General features: G+C 60.9%; 16 protein-coding genes and 4 tRNA genes. 7 read left to right on the forward strand and 13 right to left on the reverse strand.

Annotated elements, in window-relative coordinates:
* Positions 1-6 precede the first annotated feature (6 nt).
* The 3 genes from map to phaC all read right to left on the reverse strand — a co-directional run bounded on the left by map (position 7) and on the right by phaC (position 3544).
* On the reverse strand, positions 7-834 hold the full coding sequence (gene map, locus IB238_RS06295; RefSeq protein ID WP_192244547.1) for a type I methionyl aminopeptidase: 828 nt from the start codon (positions 832-834) through the stop codon (positions 7-9).
* A gap of 29 nt (positions 835-863) precedes the next feature.
* Positions 864-1580 (reverse strand): DNA/RNA nuclease SfsA, encoded by a 717-nt coding sequence (gene sfsA / locus IB238_RS06300; RefSeq protein ID WP_192244549.1) that lies wholly within the window; start codon positions 1578-1580, stop codon positions 864-866.
* A 119-nt stretch (positions 1581-1699) separates the two neighbouring features.
* On the reverse strand, positions 1700-3544 hold the full coding sequence (gene phaC, locus IB238_RS06305; protein ID WP_246723487.1) for a poly(3-hydroxyalkanoate) polymerase subunit PhaC: 1845 nt from the start codon (positions 3542-3544) through the stop codon (positions 1700-1702).
* Positions 3545-3709: 165 nt separating this feature from the next.
* Between phaC and IB238_RS06310 the strand changes: the two genes are divergently transcribed.
* The 4 genes from IB238_RS06310 (at position 3710) to recJ (ending at position 8696) form a co-directional block, all read left to right on the forward strand.
* Positions 3710-4045 carry an SHOCT domain-containing protein gene (locus IB238_RS06310; protein ID WP_192244551.1) on the forward strand — a complete coding sequence of 112 codons (336 nt, stop codon included), beginning with the start codon at positions 3710-3712 and terminating at the stop codon, positions 4043-4045.
* A gap of 177 nt (positions 4046-4222) precedes the next feature.
* The gene (locus IB238_RS06315; protein ID WP_192244553.1) at positions 4223-5440 is read left to right on the forward strand and encodes an LL-diaminopimelate aminotransferase; all 1218 of its coding nucleotides are present in this window, start codon (positions 4223-4225) and stop codon (positions 5438-5440) included.
* 60 nt (positions 5441-5500) lie between these two features.
* A complete protein-coding gene (locus tag IB238_RS06320; RefSeq protein WP_192244555.1) occupies positions 5501-6823 on the forward strand; it encodes a homoserine dehydrogenase in 1323 nt (440 codons plus the stop codon).
* 73 nt (positions 6824-6896) lie between these two features.
* On the forward strand, positions 6897-8696 hold the full coding sequence (recJ, locus tag IB238_RS06325) for a single-stranded-DNA-specific exonuclease RecJ (RefSeq protein ID WP_192244557.1): 1800 nt from the start codon (positions 6897-6899) through the stop codon (positions 8694-8696).
* A gap of 7 nt (positions 8697-8703) precedes the next feature.
* Here the strand turns inward: recJ and IB238_RS06330 are convergent.
* A tRNA-Glu gene (locus tag IB238_RS06330) sits at positions 8704-8778 on the reverse strand.
* A gap of 193 nt (positions 8779-8971) precedes the next feature.
* Here IB238_RS06330 and IB238_RS06335 point away from each other — a divergent pair.
* Positions 8972-9466 carry an L-2-amino-thiazoline-4-carboxylic acid hydrolase gene (locus IB238_RS06335; protein ID WP_192244559.1) on the forward strand — a complete coding sequence of 165 codons (495 nt, stop codon included), beginning with the start codon at positions 8972-8974 and terminating at the stop codon, positions 9464-9466.
* Between the two features lie 187 nt (positions 9467-9653).
* On the opposite strand, the gene IB238_RS06340 is transcribed toward IB238_RS06335, so the two are convergent.
* From IB238_RS06340 to IB238_RS06370, 7 genes are all read right to left on the reverse strand, one after another.
* A tRNA-Glu gene (locus IB238_RS06340) sits at positions 9654-9728 on the reverse strand.
* A 153-nt stretch (positions 9729-9881) separates the two neighbouring features.
* Positions 9882-9956 (reverse strand) — tRNA-Glu (locus tag IB238_RS06345).
* A gap of 328 nt (positions 9957-10284) precedes the next feature.
* A complete protein-coding gene (locus IB238_RS06350; protein ID WP_192244561.1) occupies positions 10285-10626 on the reverse strand; it encodes a YciI family protein in 342 nt (113 codons plus the stop codon).
* A 175-nt stretch (positions 10627-10801) separates the two neighbouring features.
* The gene (locus IB238_RS06355) at positions 10802-12244 is read right to left on the reverse strand and encodes an FAD-binding oxidoreductase (protein ID WP_192244563.1); all 1443 of its coding nucleotides are present in this window, start codon (positions 12242-12244) and stop codon (positions 10802-10804) included.
* Between the two features lie 449 nt (positions 12245-12693).
* Positions 12694-12768: transfer RNA gene (locus IB238_RS06360), tRNA-Glu, on the reverse strand.
* A 227-nt stretch (positions 12769-12995) separates the two neighbouring features.
* Positions 12996-14252 (reverse strand): YcbK family protein, encoded by a 1257-nt coding sequence (locus tag IB238_RS06365; RefSeq protein ID WP_192244565.1) that lies wholly within the window; start codon positions 14250-14252, stop codon positions 12996-12998.
* A 372-nt stretch (positions 14253-14624) separates the two neighbouring features.
* The gene (locus tag IB238_RS06370) at positions 14625-15065 is read right to left on the reverse strand and encodes a VOC family protein (protein ID WP_192244567.1); all 441 of its coding nucleotides are present in this window, start codon (positions 15063-15065) and stop codon (positions 14625-14627) included.
* A gap of 201 nt (positions 15066-15266) precedes the next feature.
* Here IB238_RS06370 and IB238_RS06375 point away from each other — a divergent pair, with 201 nt between their 5' ends.
* Together IB238_RS06375 and IB238_RS06380 are read left to right on the forward strand one after the other, a co-directional pair.
* Positions 15267-15845 (forward strand): cold-shock protein, encoded by a 579-nt coding sequence (locus tag IB238_RS06375; RefSeq protein WP_192244569.1) that lies wholly within the window; start codon positions 15267-15269, stop codon positions 15843-15845.
* Complete coding sequence (locus IB238_RS06380) at positions 15845-16345, forward strand: DUF192 domain-containing protein (protein ID WP_192244571.1); 501 nt, start codon at positions 15845-15847, stop codon at positions 16343-16345. The genes IB238_RS06375 and IB238_RS06380 overlap by 1 nt, the downstream gene beginning before the upstream one ends.
* A gap of 401 nt (positions 16346-16746) precedes the next feature.
* Here the strand turns inward: IB238_RS06380 and IB238_RS06385 are convergent, their stop codons facing one another.
* On the reverse strand, positions 16747-17361 hold the full coding sequence (locus IB238_RS06385) for a GntR family transcriptional regulator (protein ID WP_192247426.1): 615 nt from the start codon (positions 17359-17361) through the stop codon (positions 16747-16749).
* Between the two features lie 195 nt (positions 17362-17556).
* Positions 17557-19173, reverse strand: coding sequence for a M10 family metallopeptidase C-terminal domain-containing protein (locus tag IB238_RS06390; protein WP_192244573.1), 1617 nt, complete (start codon positions 19171-19173; stop codon positions 17557-17559).
* Positions 19174-19330: the final 157 nt, after the last annotated feature.

Below are 19330 nucleotides of genomic sequence, written 5' to 3' on the forward strand. Positions count from 1 at the left end.
TTGGTCCTATCCGGGAAGGCCAGGGCGATCGAGGCCGCCGGGAGAAAGCGTGAAGATTTCGCAGCCATCAGCCGTGACGCCGACGGCGTGCTCATATTGCGCCGATAGCGATCGGTCTCGTGTCACCGCCGTCCAGCCGTCCGAGAGCACCTTCACATGCGGCCGGCCGAGATTGATCATCGGCTCGATCGTGAAGATCATGCCTTCCTTCAGTTCCGGGCCTTCGTTGGCGTTGCCGTAGTGGAGGATGTTCGGTGCGTCGTGGAAAAGACGACCGAGGCCGTGGCCGCAGAAGTCGCGCACGACCGAGCAGCGCTCGGCTTCCGCATATTTCTGGATCGCCTCACCGATAGCGCCGGTCCGCGCGCCGGGCTTGACCGCCGCGACACCCAGCATGAGGCACTCGTGCGTCACTTCGAGCAGTCGCTCAGCTGCGCGCTTGATCTGGCCAACCGGATACATACGGCTGGAATCGCCGTGCCAGCCGTCGAGAATGTAGGTGACGTCAATGTTGACGATGTCGCCCTCGCGCAGCGGCTTGTCATTTGGGATGCCGTGGCAGACGACGTGGTTGATCGAGGTGCAGCAGGACTTGGTGTAGCCGCGGTAGTTCAGCGTCGCCGGTATGGCGCCGTGGTCCATGCCGAACTCGAACACGAAACGATCGAGCACGTCGGTCGCCACGCCCGGTTTTACGAGAGGATAAATTTCGTCAAGCGCGCGCGCCGTGAGCTGACTGGCCTTGCGCATGCCTTCGAACGCATCGCTGCCATAAAGCCGTATCACGCCCGTGTTCTTCATCGGTGCGGAAGAGGCTTCGATATAGGTTACCATCGTCGGACTTTCGATCTTCGGTCAAAATTTCATAGAGCAGCTATGGCGGTTTCGTCCATTGTGATCAATGCGTCGGGTCGAATTTCACGCGCCGAGACCGTGCATTTCACCGCATAAGCTTCCACCCCCCTTTTCCGGGCACGCTCGAAGGCGGCCGCATAGACCGGGTCCAGGTCACAGCACATGCGGAACCGGTCGCAGTCAGCGCGCTGCACGAGGTAGAGCATGATCGCGCGATGGCCCGCTTCCGCGACAGTGCCGAGCTCCTCCAGATGATTTGCACCGCGCGCCGTTGCTGTATCAGGAAACTCAGCAAGGCCGGGTTGCCGGCAGAAATGCACGTTCTTCACCTCGACATAGGCGGTAGGCCGACCGGGGCCGAATAACAACAGATCTATGCGCGAATTGCGACCGTATTTGCGCTCCCGCTCGACCGTCGGGTAGTCCGCGAGGTCGCTGATCATGCCCGCACGGATCGCTTCCTCTGCCAGACGGTTCGGCAGCCCGGTATTGATACCGACGATCGTGCCATCGGCCTCGATCAGTTCGAAGCGGTGGCGATATTTGCGCGGGCCGTCATGCTCGGATAGCCAGATCCGCGAGCCGGGAGTGGTCAGCCCGCGCATGGAGCCAGTGTTCGGGCACGAGCCGGTGATTGCAGTTCCGTCGGCGAGCATCGCGTCAAAAAGGAAGCGCTTGTAGCGCTGAATGAGTGTGGCGGGTACCAGGGGCGGGTTGAACAGCATGGGCAGATATATAGGCCGATCTTACTTGTAATGGGGGGATTGGCGGGCAAAGCTTGATGCTTCAAGCGGCGCTCAGAAGCGCGGGCTGGCGTCCTTCCGTCGCGAAACTTCGGGACACTTCAGGCCCGTACCCGTACATAGGAACCGGGGGCCTCCTCGATCGAGTTCAATGGTCCGCCGGTCTTGCGGGCCGGAACCTTGCGGCCGTCCTGTCCCTCGATCCAGGCATGCCAGTGCGGCCACCAGGAGCCGGGATGCTCTTTCGCTTTGCTGACCCAGTCCTCGTATTCGCCCCGTGGCGCACCACCGGTCCAGAACTGGTACTTGGCTTTATCCGGCGGGTTGACGACGCCGGCGATATGGCCGGAGCCAGACAGCACGTAGGTGACCTTGCCACCGAAGGCACCGCTACCGATGAACACCGACTTGGCTGGCGCGATGTGATCTTCCCGCGTGGCGAGGTTGTAGATCGGTATCTTGACGTCCCTAAGCGAGATCTTCTTGCCGGCCAGCACCATCTCGCCACGGCTGAGATTGTTTTTCAGATAGCAATTGCGCAGGTAATACGAATGGTTGGCGGCTGGCATTCGAGTAGAATCTGAATTCCAGTACAGAAGATCGAAGGGCATCGGGTCCTGGCCCTTCAGGTAATTGTTGACGAAATACGGCCAGATGAGCTCCGAGGCGCGCAGCATATTGAAGGCCGTGGCCATCTTCGAGCCCTCGAGATAACCCACCGTCTGCATGCCTACCTCGAGGGAAGCGATCTGATCCTCGTCGGCAAACACCTTCAAGTCGCCGGCGTGGGTGAAATCCACCTGGGTGGTAAAGAACGTGGCGGAACGGATGCGCTTGTCGCCTTCCTGGCCGTGCAGGGCGAGGGTGGCGGCCAGCAGCGTGCCGCCCACGCAATAGCCGATCGCGTTGACTTCCTCTTCGCCGCAGGCCTGCTTGATCGTGTCGAGCGCGAAGCCGATACCTTCCCGGGCATAAGACTCCCAGTCCTTGCGCGCATGGCGTTCATCGGGATTGACCCAGGAGATGACGAAGACAGTATGTCCCTGGTCGACAGCCCATTTGATGAAAGATTTCTGCGGGTTGAGATCGAGAACGTAAAACTTGTTGATCCAGGGCGGGCAGATCAGGAGAGGGCGCTTCAATACCTCGCTGGTCGTCGCGTCATACTGGATGATCTGGCAGACATCGCTCTGCGCGATCACTTTGCCTGGGGTGACGGCAAGGTTTTCTCCGACGGCAAACTTGCTCGTATCGGTCTGCCTGAGCTTCAGGTCGCCCTTTCCGGCGGCGATATCCTCCGCCAGCATCCGCATGCCGCGCACGAGGTTTTCACCGCTGCTGGCGACGGTCTCGCGGTAGAGTTGTGGGTTGGTGGTGACGAAATTCGTGGGCGAAATCGCGCTGGTGATCTGCTTGACGTAGAAGGCCGCCTTGTGGCGGGTGTGTTCGTCAAGTCCCTCGGCTTCCGCGACCATTTTTTCGGCCCAGTCAGACGTGACGAAATAAGCCTGCCGAAGAAAGTCGAAGAAGGGGTTCCTTACCCAGTCCTCGTCGGCGAATCGCTTGTCCTTGCCGTGCTTGTCCTCACCTTCCTCGAACGGTTCGCCGCCGAGCTTTTGCAGGGTTTTCGACCAGATGCCGAAATAGCTGCCGAGCAGGTGGGTCTGCGCTTCCAGCGTGCGCCGTGGATCGGAGAGCCAGTACTCTGAAACCTTGGAGAGGGTCTTCACCATATCGACAACCGGCTCGGCGACCGTGTCGACCTTTTCCCCCCGTTCGCGCGGCGCAAGCCAGGCGGACGCGGCCTTGCCGAGTTGCTCGAGCGTGCGGGCTAGGTTGACCGCAAGCGCCTCGGGATTCTTCACGACGTAAGGCTCGATCGATTTGGGGTCGAAACCGGCAAAACCGGTGGCCTCGCGCGTGTCGCCGTTTCGGTCCTGGCTCAACCCGTTTCCTCCGGATTTTCTTGTACTTCCGTTTTTACATCCTGCCGGAAAAAGTTTACAAGGGCCATACAGCTTTTGCCTATGCCACATAGGGTGGCGGGCGTCGGACCGGCAATTCAGCCGGGCTGAAGAGAGCACATCGGACTCCGCGGGGCAGGGACAGGAATGGCGTTGGATTTCAGGCAGGTTGGCGCGGCGGTCGTGCTCGGCGGGATGGTCGTTCTCGGTGGATGCGCGGCGACCTCGTCACAGCAGGCAAGCGTAGTGAACGCCGGCGCGGATCGCTCCGCCACCTATCCCGACATCACGGCACGGGTTTACGCGGCGACGACCCAGATGAGCAACGAAGAGGCGGCATCGATCAGCGCGCGCATGAACGGTCTTGCCTCGCAACGCCGTGCCGGCGCGATCTCGGAAGCGGAGTATCGCAAGCAGATGCTCGAACTGCAGACGCTGGCCGAAAGCCATGGCGCCGACACGCTCAAGGAAATCGAGAATTAGCGCTTGCCTTTGCCAGCGAATGGCCGCAAAGCCATGAGCGGTTCGAAAGACCGCTCCGGCCCGCGAATTGTCATCAAATCGGACATATTCGCCGATAACCGGAATTCTTGATTTGCGCGGAAGCCGAGGCGCCCGAAGTTGAGGACGCATCCGGTGCCGCGCCCAACGGGGTCGAAGATGGAAGAGTTTCACAAGGTCCGGCGCCTGCCGCCATATGTTTTCGAACAGGTCAACCGTTTGAAAGCAAGCGCGCGAGCGGGCGGGGCCGACATCATCGACCTCGGCATGGGCAACCCGGACCTTCCGACACCCCAGGCAATCGTCGACAAGCTGTGTGAAGTGGTCCAGGACCCGCGCACGCACCGTTACTCGTCCTCAAAGGGCATTCCCGGCCTTCGCCGCGCCCAGGCTGCCTACTATGCGCGCCGTTTCGGGGTGAAGCTGAACCCTGAAACCCAGGTTGTCGCTACGCTGGGTTCGAAGGAAGGCTTCGCCAACATGGCGCAGGCGATCACGGCACCCGGCGACGTCGTGCTCTGCCCGAATCCGACCTATCCGATTCACGCTTTCGGCTTCCTGATGGCGGGAGGCGTGATCCGCTCGATCTCCGTCGAGCCGGACGAGAGCTTTTTTCCACCGCTCGAGCGCGCCGTGCGTCACTCCATTCCGAAGCCGCTGGCACTGATCCTCAACTATCCGTCGAACCCGACGGCGCAGGTCGCCACGCTCGACTTCTACAAGGACGTCGTTGCCTTTGCGAAGAAGCACGACATCATCGTGCTCTCCGACCTTGCCTACTCGGAAATCTATTTTGACGACGTGCCGCCGCCGTCCGTTCTGGAAGTGCCGGGCGCGATCGACATCACCGTCGAATTCACCTCGATGTCGAAGACGTTCTCCATGCCCGGTTGGCGCATGGGCTTTGCGGTCGGCAACGAGCGGCTGATCGCGGCGCTGACGCGGGTTAAATCCTATCTGGACTACGGTGCCTTCACGCCGATCCAGGTTGCTGCGACCCACGCACTGAACGGCGACGGCTCGGACATTGCGGAAGTGCGCAACGTCTACAAGCGTCGCCGCGACGTGATGGTGGACACCTTCGGCAAGGCCGGCTTCGAAGTGCCGCCGCCGGCGGCAACCATGTTCGCCTGGGCGAAGATCCCGGAAAAGTTCCGTCATCTCGGCTCGCTGGAGTTCTCCAAGCTTCTGGTTGAGAAGGCGGACGTGGCCGTCGCTCCCGGCGTCGGATTCGGCGAGCAGGGCGACGAATACGTTCGTCTCGCGCTGGTCGAGAACGAGCACCGCATTCGCCAGGCTGCGCGCAACATCAAGCGCTTCCTATCCTCTGCCGACGAGACGATGCACAACGTCATCTCGCTCAACGCCCGCCGCTAATCCGTTTCGCCCGCCGGCATCCGCCGGTAGGCACAATCACTAATCGACAGGACTTTCATCATGGCTGATGCCCTTAAGATCGGCATAGCGGGCCTGGGGACCGTAGGGGCCTCGCTCGCGCGCATTCTCCTCGAGCGCCGGGAAATGCTGACGACGACCTGCGGGCGGCCGATCGAAATCGTCGCCGTTTGCGCCCGCGACAAGGGACGCGACCGCGGCGTCGACCTTTCGCATGTCACCTGGTTCGACGATCCGATAGCGCTGGCGGACAATTCGCAGATCGACGTCTTCGTGGAACTGATGGGCGGCGCGGGCGATCCGGCCTATGCGGCCGTCAAGACTGCCCTGTCGCGCGGTGTTCATGTCGTGACCGCCAACAAGGCGCTGCTGGCGGCACACGGCGTCGAGCTTGCGACGATCGCCGAGGAGCGAGGCTGCCTGCTCAACTACGAAGCGGCGGTCGCCGGCGGCATTCCGGTGATCAAGGCGCTGCGGGAATCTTTGACCGGCAACACCGTTTCGCGCGTCTATGGCATCATGAACGGCACGTGCAACTACATCCTGACCAAGATGGAGAAGGAGGGCCTGAGCTTTGCCGACTGCCTGAAGGAGGCACAGCGCCTCGGTTATGCCGAAGCCGATCCGGCTTTCGACATCGAAGGCAATGACACGGCCCACAAGCTCTCCATCCTGACGACGCTGGCATTCGGCAACAGGATCGCTGCCGACGACATCTACCTTGAAGGCATCAGCAATATCTCGATCGAGGACATTCGCGCCGCCGCCGATCTCGGCTACCGCATCAAGCTGCTTGGCGTTGCGCAGAAGACCGATACCGGTATCGAGCAGCGGGTTCATCCGACCATGGTGCCGATCGAATCCGAGATCGCGCAGGTGGACGGCGTCACCAACGCGGTTGCGATCGAATCCGACATCCTCGGCGAACTGCTGATGGTTGGTCCCGGGGCCGGGGGCAATGCGACGGCGTCGGCCGTTCTCGGTGACATCGCGGATATCGCCAAGAGCCGCCCCGGTGCGCAGAAGGTTCCCGCATTCGGCCGTCCGGCCGCCTCGTTGCAACCCTACAAGCGGGCGCAGCTTCGCAAACATCACGGCGGCTATTTCATCCGCATGACGGTCGAGGATCGGGCAGGGGTCTTTGCCAACATTGCGGGCCACATGGCCGAAAACGGCATCTCGCTCGAATCGATCGTCCAGCATTCGAAGCACTTTACGGAAGCCGCCGAACCGAAGACGATCATTCTCGTCACCCATGCCACCATGGAGGACAGCGTCCGTCACGCGGTGGCTTCGATCAGCAAGGAGGGATACCTTGCCGGCGAGCCGCAGGTGATCCGAATCGAACGGCCGAAGTCTGCCTGAGCCCACCGGGAGGCTTTCTGCTTCCCTCTCGCTGTCATCCTTCAGGGAATGAGAGCCACCCGCAAGGAACCCGATGAACCAGGAGGTCGATCCCGTTCACCGCGCCTTTCTCGGGGTCGAGCAATCGGCCACCGGGCAGCGCTGGGTCGCGCGGTTCGACCAGGCAGGCGAGAACCGGGCGCTGGCGATGAGCCAGACGCATGGCATTCCGGACCTGATCGCCCGTGTTCTGGCGGGGCGGGGGGTCGGCTACGACGAGGCGCTGGAGTTCCTCGATCCGACGTTGCGGCGCCTGATGCCCGATCCCTATAAGCTCACGGATTGCCAGACGGCCGCCGAGCGCATTGCTGCGGCCATCGCGCGGCGCGAACAGGTCGCGATCTTCGGCGATTACGACGTGGACGGCGCCTGTGCCTCGGCCATCCTTTACCGTTTTCTGTCCCACTTCGGTGTCGAGGCGGAAATCTACATTCCCGATCGCATCTTCGAAGGCTATGGCCCCAACCCGCAGGCGATCGGTGCGCTCATCGAGCGCGGGGCGAAGCTGATCGTCACGGTCGACTGCGGCTCGACCAGCTTCGATTCGCTGGTACATGCCAGAGAGCGCGGCATCGATGTGGTCGTGCTGGATCACCACCAGGTCGGTCAGGACCTGCCGCCTTGCACAGCGCTGGTCAACCCGAACCGGGAGGACGATCTGTCGGGGCAGGGGCACCTTTGCGCTGCCGGTGTCGTCTTTCTCGTGCTCGTGGCGCTGCAGCGGCTGCTACGCGGGCGCGATCCTCGCGCCGAAACGATCGACCTGCTCTCCATGCTCGATCTCGTGGCGCTTGCAACGGTATGCGACGTGGTTCCGCTGAAGGGGCTGAACCGCGCCTATGTGGTCAAGGGACTGGTGGCGGCCCGCCACCTTGGCAATCCGGGGCTGGCCGCGCTGCTGAGGCAAGCTGGGATCGGCGGGCCGGTCACACCCTACCACCTCGGATTTCTTGTCGGCCCGCGCATCAACGCGGGCGGGCGTATCGGCGATGCCGCGCTCGGCAGTCGCCTGCTGACGCTTGAGGATCCCTCTCAGGCTGAGGAGATCGCAGCGCAGCTGGACGGATTGAACCGGGAGCGGCAGGCGATCGAAGTGGCGATGCTGGCGGAGGCGGAAGCCGAGGCGGTCGCCGAGTACGGAACCGGCGAAAGCGCCGCGGTGATCGTCACGGCGCGTGAGGGCTGGCATCCGGGCGTCGTCGGCCTGCTCGCCTCGCGGCTGAAGGACCGCTTCCATCGCCCGGCCTTCGCCATCGCTTTCGATCCCTCGGGCAAGGGAACAGGCTCGGGACGCTCCATCAACGGCTTCGACCTCGGCCGGATGGTGCGCGCGGCGGTGGAAGAGGGCATTCTCGCCAAGGGTGGCGGGCACGGCATGGCGGCCGGCCTCACCGTGGAACGCGCCAATCTCGGCCGGCTGCGCAGCTTCTTCGAGGAGCGTGCGGAAAAGTCGGTGCGGGAGCTGACGGCGACGCGCACCATGAAGATCGACGGCGCGCTATCGGCCTCCGGCGCGACGGTGGCGCTTGCCGATCGGCTGGAGCAGGCCGGTCCCTATGGATCGGGACATCCCCAACCAATCTTCGCGCTTGCCGCGCACCGCCTGGTCGACGTCCGGCAGGTCGGTGTCAACCATCTCAAGCTGACGCTGGAGGGACCGGACCGCAGCCGGATCGACGGCATGGCATTTCGCGCCGCCGATGCGCCGCTCGGTGAGTTTTGCCTCAAGCGTCGTGGCCAGCTGCTGCACGTGGCGGGCTCTGTTTCGGCCGATCAGTGGCAGGGAAACCGCCGCGTGCAGTTTCGCGTCAGCGATGCGGCAGAGGCACTCTAGCTGGAATTGGTACGCCCAACGGGACTCGAACCCGTGTTGCCGCCGTGAGAGGGCGATGTCCTAACCGCTAGACGATGGGCGCGTCTGCTTCTCGCAATATAGGGGCTTCCGATTTGCCCGACAAGATCGACATATTGGGGTCAGCGGAATGTGCCCCTCGTGCTCTGTATGCCGTGCGATTTTGGATTGCGAAATTTCCTGGGCCCGCGATGATGGGACAGGGGCGGTCGGCGCGGATGCGCGCGAGCTCACATTGAAGACTTGAGGTACATCGCATGAACGAGAGCACGCTCGAAATTCCGGTTCTGCTGAAACGCCGGCTGCAGGCGCAGGTGATCGGACCGATCCACGCCGAAATGGTCGAGGTACTCGGGAAGGAAAAGGCTGATGCCATTCTCGACAGTGCCGTGCGCAAGGCTGCGATCGCCGAGGGCAGGGCCTTTGCCGGAAACGAGCCGGGTGGCGTGACTTCGATGGCGAGCTTCATCAAGCTGTACGAGCTTTGGACGGCGGACAGCGCACTGGAGGTAGAGGTGCTGGAGGCTACGGACGAGGTCTACAACTTCAACGTCACGCGCTGTCGGTACGCCGAGACCTACAAGGAGATGGGGCTGGGCGGTATCGGCCAACTGATGTCCTGCAATCGCGATGGAACCTTTTGTCAGGGCTATGATCCTAACATCAAGCTTACGCGGGAGCAGACGATCATGGCGGGCGCTCCATGCTGCACTTTCCGCTATCGCTATGAGTCGGACGAGGTCCAGGCGTAACACCTGACTGACAAGAACATGCTCGGCATCGGGATTGCTGCGCTGCGGCCTGATAGAGAGCGTTCGCTGATCTGACGGGGAGGGCGTTACAGGCGCTGCTCCCCGTGCTGACGCGGGGCGAGCGACATTCGCCGTCGCTCCGCGATCGATGCGGAAGCCACGGTCGTATCAAAGAGAGTGAAGAAAGTGGCACGCCCTAGGGGAGTCGAACCCCTCTTTTCAGAATGAAAATCTGACGTCCTAACCGATAGACGAAGGGCGCGTGCGGTGGGCGTCTTCTACGCAGACACTATGCAATGCGCAAGACCTAAAATAATGATTTGGTGGATTTTTTTTGTGCCTCGGGAAAGAAGACACCCTGCCGTGCCGAAAGGCTGGCGCCTGGAGCGCGAAACGAAAAACATTTGAAGGGAAGTGGCACGCCCTAGGGGAGTCGAACCCCTCTTTTCAGAATGAAAATCTGACGTCCTAACCGATAGACGAAGGGCGCGTGCGGTGGGCGTCTTCTACTCAGACACCTTGCAACGCGCAAGGGCGAAAATGATGAACTGTCGGTTTTTTTGTGCATTGCCACGACGATGATCGCCGGGGCGGTCAGCGTGAGATGGTGATACGCGCAAACTTAGCGTTCCCGGAAGGCGGACCTAGTCGAGATCTACGTTTCCGTTGGTGCTGAAGCGGGAGACTGTCCGCATTGGCGCCAACAGCGGGCGGACTGTTTAGCCTAGAACCGGGTTGTGGACCGTTAGCTTCATCCAACGACACACTGTGGTCGACGCGTCACGGCCCCGATCCAGGCCACCAGTTGCTGTTGGGACCTAGTGAAACGGCCGCACCTCGACCGGTGCCCGACAAGCGATTGCGGCCTTGCGCCCCCATAGCAGCGCCTCGTCACGGTCCGCGGCTTCCAGCACCCAAAAACCACCCACGTGCTCTTTGCTCTCCAAGTATGGGCCGGGGGTGACAAGGAACTGACCATCGGGCTGCGCGCGCAGTGACATCGCGCTGCTGGCCGGGTGAAGGCCGCCTACGAAAATCCTGACACCAGCAGCCTTCATCTCATCATTGAGCGCGTCGACTTCGCGGGACATCGCTTCGTCTTCCGCGATGGACGGATCGTAGTCGTCGGGGTGGTGAATAGCGACCAAGTACTGCGTCATGACTTCTCCTCTGCGAGTCGTTGGGTGACTGTTTCCCTACCTTCACAACGTTGACGTACGACCGGATGGGGATCCGACAATTTGTCCCGAGCCACGCGGCGGCTGCGGGGCACGGCATTAGCCGTGACCCAATGTCCAAATTATCTCTGCAAAGGCCTTCCGTACTTCAACGACGTCAGCTGCCTTGCCGCGCCGCGCTGCTCGGCCGGACGTTCTGGTTCAGTCGGAAGAGGTTGGCCGGGTCGTATTTCGCCTTGAGCATTGCCAGTCGCGCATAGTTGTTGCCGTAGGCTTGCGCCACTCGATCTGTCTCATCCTCCGGCATGAAATTGACGTAGACACCGCCGGTGGCGTGCGGGGCGGTCGCAGCAAAAAGCCCACGCGCCCATTCGATAGAGGCTCGCTCGTCGGCGGGGTCGCGCCACCGCGTGTGAACGTTCATCACGAACTTTGCATCGCGATGCGGAAATGCGGTTTCGTCGGCGGCGACACGACCGCTGGCGCCGCCGAGCTGGCCGATAAAGATTTCGCATTCCGCAGTCGGCAACGTGCCGACACAGTCGATCAGGGTGTCGAATAGCCCGTCGCTCAGGGCAGTGAAATTATGCGACTTCCAGTAGTTGAACGCGCCCGGCGTGAGCAGAGGATCGAATGCCGTCTGCCAGGCAGCATAGGGTTGCACACCTATCACATCGGCGATCGGCTCTCCGAGCACGCGAAGCGGCGCAAGCGCCTCGTCAGCCTTGCTCGGCTCACCGACATAGCAGACAGCAAAGACCAGGATCTCCTTGCCATGCACCTCCTCTGGCAGGAACGGCAATGGCGGTGCCCGACGCAACACCACCCACATGGTCAGATCGTCGGATGCGGTCGCTGCTACCTCGCGATAGCCGGAAAGCAGTTCGCGAGCATTGGCAAAAGGATGGACGATCAACCCGGCGATTACATCGGGCCCGATCGGATGCAGTTTGAACTCGAACGAGGTGACCACGCCGAAATTTCCTCCTCCGCCGCGGATCGCCCAAAACAGGTCCGGGTTCTCCGTGGCGCTCGCTTGAACGAGCTTGCCGTCCGCAGTGACAACGTCGGCCGAGATCAGGTTATCGACGGTGAAGCCGAATTTGCGGCTGAGCCAGCCGAAGCCTCCGCCGAGCGCAAGGCCGGCCACGCCGGTGGTCGAGTTGATTCCGAGTGGCGTCGCGAGGCCGAAGGCTTGCGCCTCCTTGTCGAACTCGCCCAGTGTCGCGCCGGGTTCCACACGCGCAGTCCGCTTCTTCGGGTCGACATGGACCGAACGCATCGGTGACAGGTCGATCAGGAGGCCGCCCTCGCAGACAGCGTTACCGGCAATGTTGTGACCGCCACCGCGGACCGATAGCAGTAAACCGTTGTCGCGGGCGAAGCTTACAGCCAGCATGACATCGCTTGCGCCATGGCAACGCACGACAGCACCCGGTCGCCGGTCGATCATGGCGTTCCAGATTGTACGCGCTTCGTCGTAGCCGGGTTCGTTCGGCAGACAGAAACGCCCGCGAAGCTGGGTTTGAAACGCCATCAATGCGTCGTTGGAAAGAGCGCCAGATCCGCCCTCTCGTTTGATAAACTGGACGTCACTCATAATGCACCTCCGTCATGGTCGGATGGGTGCGGCGGGTTGTCCTTCCGGAGCCGTCTTTACGCACGTGATGATGACACGAGGACGCCGCGGCGCACTTCGTTGAAAGGAGTCGGTCCAGACCACATTTCGTCGAAACAGCGGGGGTCCAACGCGGCACAGCACCGCGCAAGACATTTCCTCCGGGCAATGCCTGTAGCCGTCGCTTGCCATCGATTTTCTAAGGCTGAAATATGCGATCCAATTTTCGGAGCGTCCAGTATCGAAAGTGTACTAGCCATGGCTGTCTTTCGCCACCGGCTATCCTGACCCCTAGCTGTGTCGGATTTTGGCGGCGCCACAGCAGCTGGCTAAGCCAGCCCAACGTCTGGAATGGGCGGCAGCGACAGAAGTCGAGCAAAATAGATGAACTATCTCACCAGTCTGTCTTGATATTGATTCAATTGAAGGAATGGCACGCCCTAGGGGAGTCGAACCCCTCTTTTCAGAATGAAAATCTGACGTCCTAACCGATAGACGAAGGGCGCGTGCGGGGCGTCTTATAGTGGGGCATTTTCACTTCCGCAAGCGCCAATTGGCGCGAGCGAGAAAAAAGTACGTTTATCCTCAGAACCTGTATCGAATGGCCGAAACGTGTGCATTTACAAAGTCTTGCATCCACCGCCACGGGTATCAGTTGACCGCAGTTTTATTCCTGGTCCGCGTGGGAGAGCGTAGCCGGTTCACTGCCGATGCAGTGACTTCGAGATAATGCCTAATTTTGCTTGCTGCGGCATTGCCAGTTCCAGTCGCGCTCGGGGCCGATGTCGATGTGGACGGATTCGGTGTGGCAGTAGGTGCCGACGCCACCACGTCCGGGCCGCGAGCGAAGGTATTCTGCCAGTTCCCAGCGGCTGACGCCGGCGATCTGGATGTCGGCCGCTTCGCAACTGGTATGGAGCGATTGCTTGGAGCGATTCTGTTTCACCGGCCGGACGCCCGATGTCACGATCACGGGTTTTCCATAGTGCTGCTCGATCGACTTCAGGACGGTGAGCAATTGCGGCTTGAAGCAGCCTGTGTTGACCTTCTCCGTCTGCAGCCACAAGCCGTTTGGTGAGAGACGGGCAAGCCCCGCCAGCGAGGCGACCTCTGTCACGCCGTTATCAGGTTGCTCTTCCTCCGCTTCGGAGTGATCGGGCGGCGCGTAGAGCGACTCTGTTGCTGCACCGGGGATCGCGCTTCCGAGCGATGCCGCCTGATATGCCCCGGCCGTGTTGCGATTGAGAACCCGCTTCTGATCCCCATTCGAGGGGTTGTTCTCGATCCGATTGGGCGTCTTGCGCTTTGCGGCAAAAAGAGCCGCCAGCGTCAGTGTCTTGTCGAGGTCGTTGTTCGGTGACTGTCCCGTGGTCCCGCCAGCTGTCGAGAACGCCGATTCGGCAGCGCTATCGGTCGGTTCGGCGACGAGCGCCATTCGAGCGCTTTTAGGCAAAGGCACGCGATCCGGAACGAGCGACGCCTCTTCGTCCGACGCCCGGCCACCCGACGGTATTGACCCCGTTGTTTCAGCCTTGCCTTCAGCTGGCATGGCCTCGTTGCCGACGCTGTACAGATTGGTAATGGCAGGCGCAGCGGCGCCATTCCCCGGCACAGCACCTTCCGGTGCCGCGGCAGCCCCGGACGAGTAGATGCTGGCCTGATAGGCATTTACCTGTGCCGGCTGCATGATGACCTCGGCGAGGTTTGCCGATTGCGGCGTCGTGCCTGTTTCGGCGGCCTGCGTTGGGATACTCCCAGCCTTGCCACCGGCCGATACCATCGGATCTCGATAACCGGCGACGTCCTCGTCGTCGGTTTGCTGCGATTGCTCGGGAGTCGCGGCCGCCTCGACTGGAACTGCATTGTCCTCAGATCGCATGTCGCCCGTGGCGGACATGCAGCCGGAAAGCGTCAGCGCCGAGAAGGCTATCAAGAAACCATTTCGGAGCGCTTTCGGCTTTTCGCCTGATTTGCGTGTGGTGAACAGCAAGTCACATCCCCGCCTTCTTCCGCTTCCAGCCGGATATGGACCGTTAGAAGCATGTCCGCATCGAGGTAACGCTGCCCGCAATTGCAAAGCGTGCGTTTCCCCATAGCCTGCGTCTCATGCGCAAGCGACTAAACACGATGCATCGGAACGATGCTGTCGGGGTGGGGCCGGGGGCTCACTTCCCTCGAGAATCATCCCGTCGCCGACAGCCGCGGCATGGTCCGGGCAAAAGACGGCGAAAGCATGATGAGCCCTCGCGCGTGCGTTGCAACGGCAAGGGTTCGGATGATCGCAGCAGCCCGGAAGATTCTTGGCGTTTCCAGACTGCGTGCGGTCAGACGTTTGTGCTAGGGGATGAGAATTGCGCCAGGCTTACCAGGCGCCAGCATTCGGCATCGATGCCCAGGGTTCCGCCGGCGGCAGGCTTTCGCCCTTCTGCAGGATCTCAATCGAGATTCCGTCCGGCGAGCGCACGAAGGCCATTCGGCCGTCCCGCGGCGGACGGTTGATGATGACGCCGTTAGCCGCCAACTTCTCACAAAGAGCGTAGATGTCGTCCACCTCGTAGGCGAGGTGGCCGAAGTTGCGTCCGCCCGCATAGGTCTCGGGATCCCAGTTGTATGTAAGCTCCAGACAGGGAGCGGCGTTCTGCTTGGCCGACGCGACATCACCGGGCGCTGCGAGGAAGATCAGCGTAAAGCGTCCCTTTTCGTTCTCGTGACGGCGAATTTCGACGAGGCCGAACAGATCGCGGTAGAAGCGGAGCGACTGCTCGACATTGTTCACCCGAACCATGGTGTGGAGGTAGCGCATCGGGAAGTCCTCGAATTCAAATCAACCAATGTGCGGGAACATAGGTGCTTGTCAGCCTGAGGCAAGCCTCGTGCTGTACCCAGAACCGGGCAAAACTTTTTGCGAAGACTTGTCCAATCGCAAGCGGACGATGTTATTCTGATCAGCAAGAATCAGTTAACCGTATTTCATGTGACGCGTAATCGAGGGGCGGGGCAGATCATGGCGGACAGGATGTCAGTAAAGGAAATCACGCAGCGTGATGACCAGGGTGGCGATGCGGTCGACCTGATCGAGATCACCGGCGTCATAAAATGGTTCGATGTCGCCAAGGGTTTCGGCTTTATTGTACCGGACAACGGCATGCAGGACGTCCTCGTGCACGTTACCTGCCTGCGCCGTGACGGATATCAGACAATCCTCGAAGGCACGCGCGTCGTCGCGCTGATCCAGCGTCGTGATCGTGGCTACCAAGCCTTTCGAATTCTCTCGATGGACCAGTCCACCGCCATTCACCCGTCGCAGATGCCGCCGGTCCGGACCCATGTGCAGGTTACGCCGACGAGCGGACTCGAACGGGCGCTCGTCAAATGGTTCAACCGGACCAAAGGCTTCGGTTTCCTGACGCGTGGCGAAGGGACGGAGGACATCTTCATCCACATGGAAACCTTGCGCCGCTTCGGCTTGACCGAATTGCGTCCCGGACAGGTCGTGCTCGTGCGCTTCGGCGATGGCGAGAAGGGCCTCATGGCCGCGGAAATCCACCCCGACAATCCCGCACCGGGGAACCGGGCACACTGATGGCGATCCTGCGACGCCTCTTTGCCGGTTCCCTTTGCAGCGCCCTTGCGGCGCTTTTTTTGTTGGGGCTGAGCTCCGCTCCGGGTCTGGCAGACGAGAAATTCGAGGAAGGACGGCTGGCGGTCGTCACCGCCGACGGCAAGCGGCACGAGTTCTCGGTTGAACTTGCGCTGACGCCGTCGCAGCGGGCGCAAGGATTGATGAACCGCCATACGATGGCGCCCGATCACGGCATGCTGTTCTCTTTCGGTGAGACGCGCCTGGTCATGATGTGGATGAAGGATACCTATCTGCCATTGGACATGCTGTTCATCGACACGTCCGGCAAAATCAGGACGATCAAGGAAAATGCCGAGCCGCTCTCCGAAGCGATCATCAGTTCGAACGTGCCTGTGGCCTTCGTGCTCGAGCTTAACGCCGGCACGGTTCGGGCAAAATCGATAAAGCCCGGCGACACAGTCGAAAGCCCACTGATCCAGCGTGGCGATATCCAGCCCTGATTTGCACCCTTGAAAGCCCTGACGGCTTTGGAGATGAGGCGAATCTCTGCTAGGGGAGCATCCCCGGATCCAAATGTGGAAGCGATATGGCTGCGCGTGACCGATACTCGAGAAAGCTCGAATGCTCAAAATGCGGCCGATCCGGTTTTGCCGAGGTCTCGGAAGATGACGATCCGCGCCGCACCAATCCGGGCTTTCGGATCGATGAGATGCCTGTCGGGTTTTCCACCGGGCGCGCCTCCGCAGACCCGGCAAAGCACATGATTCGCTGCCGCTGTGGCAGCGTCTTCGCTTTCAAACAGAAGACCTACTATCCGCCAGGCGGTGAGCCTGCCTGACGTCCCGGTCCAGAAATCAGCAACCGAGGACTTCGCCATCGCGGCCTGGGGCCGCAGGAGCCTTCAAAATTTGCCGAGGTAGGCCATCAATGTTGACATGGCGTCAGAGGCGCTGGACGCTTGGCCGTCGACGATCGCACTGATGACCTGAACATGTAAATCGACGGAGTGCTTCATGCGCCGATCGTCTGCGTTCGCAAACCAGAGGCGTCTGGCGTGGGGCTGTAGCGGAGCAAGCGCGGCCGTTAGAAACTTGTTCGGGCAGACGGCTTCCATGATCTCGTCGAAGGCCTTGTCCGCGGCGAGAAAGCCCGCCATGTCGGACCGAAGCGCGCTCGCCGACATCGCTTCTGCGGTCTCTACCAGTAGTGCGCGGTCTTCCCGGGACGCGTGCGTGGCGACGAGTTCTGCGGCCAGTGGTTCGAGCCGCTGCCGTGCAGCAAGTACATGCCGATGGTCGTCCGGTCCAATGGGAGTGATCTGGAGGCCGACACGTGGCCTCACCGCGATCAGGCCCTGCCAGGCCAGTTTTTGGATTGCCTCGCGCACCGGCGTCCTGCCGTGGCCTGCGACATCGATCATCTGCCTTTCCGTAACCAGCGCGCCCGGTTTCAGCCGCAGCGTTACGATCAGGCCTTCGATGGTCAGGTAGGCGAGGTGGGCCTGCGACCCGTCTATTCTCGTCATTTACGAGGCTTCCGCGATACATCATGTCGCGCGCCGCGGCTGCGACGGGCTCCACTGATATATCATACGGTCGGCAGGCGATGCCAAGCACGAAAAGCCCGGCGGAACGTTGTTCCCTTCAGAGGCCATATGGCAGCGCTGACGCGACGAGGGCCGGGCAAGGTTCCGGCCCTCACGCCTTCCAGCTCAAGCCAGCAGGAAATCACCCTTGTTCAGATCGGTAACATCAATGTGCTTCAGCACTAGAATGTCTGTCGATGCGAATTTGAACTGCACGTCTGCGCCGACCTGTGTCGTCTTGTTGAGGACCGATGAAACGCTGCTGAAGCCATAGCTACGCAGATCGATCTGGTCGACACCGTCGGTGAAGTCGAGAACGATGTCCTTGCCGTAGCCTTTCTTGAAGACGAAATCGTCATAGCCCGATCCGCCGACAAGCGTGTCGTTGCCGGCGCCGCCGTGGAGCTTGTCGTTTCCGGCGCCGCCCGTTAGGCGGTTGGCTGCGCTATTGCCGATCAATTTGTCGGCGTATTTCGTGCCGTAGAGGTTCTCTATAGACGAATATGTGTCGCCCTTGGCGTCGTTCGTGTTCGACGATGGATTGGACAGATTGGCCGTAACGCCCTTAGTGGCTGTTGAATACATCGCTGTATCCGTACCGATTCCGCCATACAGCTTGTCGGCGCTGCTCCCACCATACAGGTAATCAGAGCCTTCCTGGCCGTACAGCTTGTCGTTGCCGCCGTTTCCGTACAGCTTGTTGCTGGCCTCGTTGCCGATGATCTCGTCACTGCCGGAGCCGCCTTTGGCATTCTCGATCAGCGACCGTGTGTCGCCCTTGAAGAGCAGCGCGTTGAAGATGTTGCCCCGCGCATAGCCATCGCGAGGGCCGCCGCCGAGATCGGCGAGTTGCGCCTTGCTGAACATCGAGTACGAACCGGCCCGAAGATCGAGCTCGACGCGGTTGGTATAGGACGACAAGTCGTAAGTGTCGTTGCCGCCGCCGTCCCAGATCGTCGCGAAGACCCGGTTGGCGCCCGGTGAAATGGCGACCTCGCCATTCACATAGGTCTTGCCGCTGCCGGGGTCCCATTTGTAGGTGGTGCCGCCCGAGTTCGTCGAATAGTCGGCGCCATACATATGTTGGAGCGCATAGATGTCGGCCATCATGAAGGTTTGCGGCGCGTCGTAGTCTCCATACTTGTAGCTATTGCCCGTGTCGCCGACAAAGGTATGATAGGTCATAACGGTGTATTCGAGCGAATCGTACTCGTTGGGCATCGTGGCCAAGCCTTCGCCGGTGTGGGCGTGCTCCAAGCCTAGTGCGTGCCCGAGTTCGTGGATCAACGTGTGCCACGCGTAGTTACCAGCCTTCGGGTAGCGCAAGTCCAATCCTGCCTCTCCCGCATCAGCCGTTCCAAACCACAGATCACCTGCTTCATCGTACTGGCCGGGGAAATAGGCTTTCGCCGTCGGATTGTCATAAGTTGATTCCGCGAAACGAAGCGTGGCGGTGCTGTCGCTGCCCTGAGAGAAGCCAAGGTTGGTGAAGCCCTCAACCGAAAAGCCGTCATTCGCGGCTGATCCATAGGACCTCTCGATCGCAAACAACGCAGCGTTCTTGAGGTTGCTGGAGGCCGCCCCGAAGCCTTGTTTCGGTTCGCCTGAGTAGGAATACTGACTGCTTTTCGTCGGGAAGGCGTAGGTGACGCTTCCGCTCCAGGCCGTGTCGCTGAGGATCGAGTCAATGAAGTCCGAACCAGTTGCGGAGATCGACTTGGTCTTCTTTCCAATTCCGGTCATTCACAAGTCCTTGTTCATGTGCAGGCGTAGCAATTGGCTGCGTTTGCAATTCCGGTACCGTTCATGCCGTCCAATTCTCAATGAACCGTGCTAGAATTGACCACTAACGCAAGGTGCTGAAACGCTTGGGAAATACCATCATGTTGCCAACCACTGC

This window comes from Rhizobium sp. ARZ01 (assembly GCF_014851675.1).
Lineage (GTDB): Bacteria > Pseudomonadota > Alphaproteobacteria > Rhizobiales > Rhizobiaceae > Mycoplana.